This is a genomic window from Cellulomonas sp. P4_B5_2 (assembly GCF_056402235.1).
This window is the reverse complement of sequence record NZ_JBFUHU010000353.1, coordinates 1-3,621: the sequence shown is the minus strand read 5'-3', so window position 1 is coordinate 3,621 and position 3,621 is coordinate 1. Positions and strand designations below refer to the sequence as shown.

Here is a 3,621-nt window from a genome sequence, read left to right as displayed (position 1 = left end):
GGCCGGCGTCGCGGTGCCGAGCCTCTACAAGCACGTCGCCGGCCTGCCCGCGCTGCGCCGGGAGGTGGCGCTCGTCTGCGTCGTCGACTTCGTGCACACCCTCGAGGCGGTCCGGGAGCGGCACGGCGGCGCCGACCTGCTCCCGGCCATGKCCCACGCGACCCGAGACCTCGCCCGGCGCTCCCCCGGCCGCTACCAGGCGGTCCAGGGCACCTCGTGGGTCCGCGACCCCGACGCGGGCGCCGTCCAGCAGGCGGGCGCCCGGGCGGTCGCCGAGCTGTCCGCCGCCGTGGCCGCCCTCGGGGTGCCCGACGAGCGACGCATCGACGCCGTCCGCGCGGTCCGCGCCGCGGTGCACGGGTTCGTCGTCCTCGAGCTCGAGGGCGGCTTCGGCATGCCCGACGACGTCGACGAGAGCTTCGACTTCCTCGTCGCGGGCCTGGTCGGCGGTCTGGAGCGGCTGACCGTGCCCTAGCCGGGGGCGGACGTCCGGTGCTGGGATGGGTGCATGAAAGGTGTCCGCACCGGCTACGGGCTCGCGTACCGCGTCGGGTTCACGCCGTGGGAGCACTACGGACGAGTCGCGGAGTCCACGATCTCGGCGCTGCTCGACCGCGAGGAGGCGGACCGGCCGACCCCACCGGGCAGGGCGCTCGACCTCGGCTGCGGCCGTGGCCAGAAGTCGCACGAGCTCGCCCGCCGCGGGTGGGACGTGGTCGGCATCGACACCGCCGCGCCCGCGATCGAGTCGGCCAGCCGGAGCGGCCAGTCGGACGCGAGCTTCCTGGTGGGCGACGTGACGCACCTGGAGCCCGCCGTCCTGGGCACGTTCGACTTCTTCCTCGACGTCGGCTGCTTCCAGCACCTGGACCGCGACGAGCGGGCGGCCGCCGGGCGGGGCATGACCGCACTCGCCCGCCCCCGCGCGACCGTGCTGATGCTCGAGTTCGGGGAGACCCGTCTGCGCTCGCTGTTCGGAGGCGTCTCCCAGGCGGAGATCGAGGCGGCGTTCGCAGGCTGGGAGCTGATCGCCGTCGAGCCCGCCGACACCACCGGGCTGGGGTGGCCGCTCACCCGGACCGCTCCACGGTGGTACCGGCTCCGCCGGGGCTGAGCCGGGTCAGACCCCGAAGACCGCCTCGGCGGGGACCGCGTGCGGCGCGACGAACCCGCGCAACCAGCGCAGCTGGCGGTCGAGCTGGAACGCCTGGCCGCCCTCGTGCTGGTTGTAGGCGTAGACCTCGATCTCGGTCTGCGGCCGGGCAGCCGCCAGGCCCGCGTAGTGGTTGTACGCCGCGAACACCGTCGACGGCGGGCAGGTCTGGTCCCGCAGGGCCACGGAGAACAGCGCCGGTGCCGACGCGCGCCGGGCGAAGTGCACCCCGTCCAGGTACGACATGGTCCGCAGCACGGTGGCCTCCTGGTCACGGTGCACCGCGAGGTACTGCACGAGCTCGCCGTACGGGAAGGCGTCCGTGATCGCCAGCGCCCGCGGGTAGTGGCACAGGAACGGCACGTCGGGCATGACGGCCACGAGTCCGTCGGCCAGCCCGCCCACCGCGAGCGCCAGCCCGCCGCCCTGGCTGCCCCCCGCGACCGCCACCCGGGACGCGTCGACGCCCGGCAGCGCGCGCACCGCGTCGACGGCCCGCACGGCGTCCGTGATGAGCCGCCGGTAGTAGTGCTCGTGCGGGTCGAGGACCCCGCGCGTCATCACGCCCGGCGACGCCGGCCCTGAGCCCGCCGGGTCGGGGGTGTGACCTCCGCCGCCCCAGACCGACCCCTGCCCGCGCGTGTCCATCACCAGGTGCACGTACCCCGCGGCCGCCCACGCGAGCCGCTCGTGCGCGAACCCCCGACCGCCGCCGTACCCGACGAGCTCGACCACGGCCGGCAGATCACCGGACGTGCTGGCCGGCCGGGTCACCCACGCCTTGATCGGGTGCCCGCCGAACCCGGAGAACGTGACGTCGAACGCGTCGATGACGGTCAGCCCGGTGTCCACCGGCACCACGGTCAGCCCGAGGTCGAACGTCCGCGCCTCGGCGAGGGTGCGGGCCCAGAACGAGTCGAAGTCCTCCGGCTCGTCCAGCTCGGGCAGGTAACGCTCGAGCTCGGGCAGGGGCAGGTCGAACAGGGCCATCGTGCTCCTTCGCAGCGACCGGTGGGACAGCGTTTGCCGGGCAGCAACCTACCGCGCGAGGAACCCCAGCAGGTCGTGTCGCGTGAGCACGCCGACCGGCGACCCGTCGTCGACCACCATGAGCGCGTCCGCCTTCTGCAGCGCCGATCGCGCCGACTCCACCGACTCCCCGGACCCGATCAGCGGCAGCGCCGCGGACATGTGCCGGTCCACCCGGTCGGACAGCTCGGCCTCACCCGAGAACACGGCGTCCAGGAGCTCGCGCTCGCTCACCGCGCCGGCCACCTCGCCGATCTTCACCGGCGGCTCGGCACCGACCACGGGCATCTGCGAGACGCCGTACTCGTGCAGGATCTCGATGGCGTCGCGCACCGTCTCGTTCGGGTGGGTGTGCACCAGGTCGGGCAGCTCGCCGGTCTTGGTGCGCAGCACGTCGGCCACGGTGGCGCCCTCGTCGGCGGCCAGGAACCCGTACGACCGCATCCAGGAGTCGTTGAAGATCTTCGACAGGTAGCCGCGCCCGCTGTCGGGCAGGAGCACGACGATCACCGCTGCGGCCGCCGCCTCCGGATCCTCCTCCTGCAGCCGACGCGCATACCGCAGGGTCGCCTCGACGGCCATGCCGCACGAGCCGCCGACCAGCAGCCCCTCCTCGCGCGCCAGCCGTCGCGTCATCGCGAAGGAGTCGGCGTCGGAGACCGCGATGATCTCGTCGGGGACCGTCGGGTCGTAGGCGGCCGGCCAGAAGTCCTCGCCGACGCCCTCGACCAGGTACGGCCGCCCGTCGCCGCCGGAGTACACCGAGCCGGCGGGGTCGGCGCCGATGACCCAGACGCGGCCCTCGGAGACGTCGTGCAGGTAGCGGCCGGTACCCGTGATGGTGCCGCCGGTGCCGACGCCCGCGACCAGGTGCGTCACGCGCCCGTCGGTGTCCGCCCAGATCTCCGGGCCGGTCGACTCGTAGTGGCTGGCAGGGCCGTTCGGGTTGGCGTACTGGTTCGGCTTCCAGCCGCCCGGGATCTCCTTCGCCAGGCGGTCCGACACCGAGTAGTAGGAGTTCGGGTGGTCGGGGGCCACGGCGGTCGGGGTCACGATGACCTCCGCGCCATAGGCCCGCAGCACGTCGCGCTTGTCCTGGCTGACCTTGTCGGGGCAGACGAACACGCAGCGGTAGCCCTTGCGCTGGGCGACGAGGGCCAGGCCGACGCCCGTGTTGCCGCTGGTCGGCTCGACGATCGTGCCGCCGGGCCTGAGCTCTCCGCTCGCCTCCGCGGCCTCGATCATCTTCAGGGCGATGCGGTCCTTCACCGAGCCGCCGGGGTTCATGTACTCGACCTTGGCGAGGATCGTCGCCGTCAGGCCTGCCGTCACGGACGTGAGCTGGACGAGCGGGGTGCCCCCGACGAGCTCCGAGATGTGCTTCGCGTACTTCACTGTCCTGCGCTCCCATGGGTGGCGGGGTCGGGCAGACGCACGTC

The 3,621-nt window shown here is 73.6% G+C and carries 4 protein-coding genes; 2 read left to right on the top strand and 2 right to left on the bottom strand.

Going from position 1 to position 3,621, the window contains the following annotated elements; all coding sequences use genetic code 11:
- Both AC1DUQ_RS19245 and AC1DUQ_RS19240 read left to right on the top strand, forming a co-directional pair.
- The coding region (locus tag AC1DUQ_RS19245) for a TetR-like C-terminal domain-containing protein (RefSeq protein ID WP_477074377.1) at positions 1 to 475 on the top strand (475 nt) is incomplete at its 5' end.
- Between the two features lie 33 nt (positions 476 to 508).
- Positions 509 to 1,114, top strand: coding sequence for a class I SAM-dependent methyltransferase (locus AC1DUQ_RS19240; RefSeq protein ID WP_477060230.1), 606 nt, complete (start codon positions 509 to 511; stop codon positions 1,112 to 1,114).
- Positions 1,115 to 1,120: 6 nt separating this feature from the next.
- On the opposite strand, the gene AC1DUQ_RS19235 is transcribed toward AC1DUQ_RS19240, so the two are convergent.
- Together AC1DUQ_RS19235 and AC1DUQ_RS19230 are read right to left on the bottom strand one after the other, a co-directional pair.
- On the bottom strand, positions 1,121 to 2,143 hold the full coding sequence (locus AC1DUQ_RS19235; RefSeq protein WP_477060229.1) for an acetylxylan esterase: 1,023 nt from the start codon (positions 2,141 to 2,143) through the stop codon (positions 1,121 to 1,123).
- A 48-nt stretch (positions 2,144 to 2,191) separates the two neighbouring features.
- Positions 2,192 to 3,577, bottom strand: coding sequence for a cystathionine beta-synthase (locus AC1DUQ_RS19230; protein WP_477074376.1), 1,386 nt, complete (start codon positions 3,575 to 3,577; stop codon positions 2,192 to 2,194).
- Positions 3,578 to 3,621: the final 44 nt, after the last annotated feature.

Excerpts from the sequence above, each read along its gene's own strand:
- AC1DUQ_RS19240 (WP_477060230.1), top strand. The coding sequence starts at position 509 with ATGAAAGGTGTCCGCACCGGCTACGGGCTCGCGTACCGCGTCGGGTTC.
- AC1DUQ_RS19235 (WP_477060229.1), bottom strand. The coding sequence starts at position 2,143 with ATGGCCCTGTTCGACCTGCCCCTGCCCGAGCTCGAGCGTTACCTGCCC.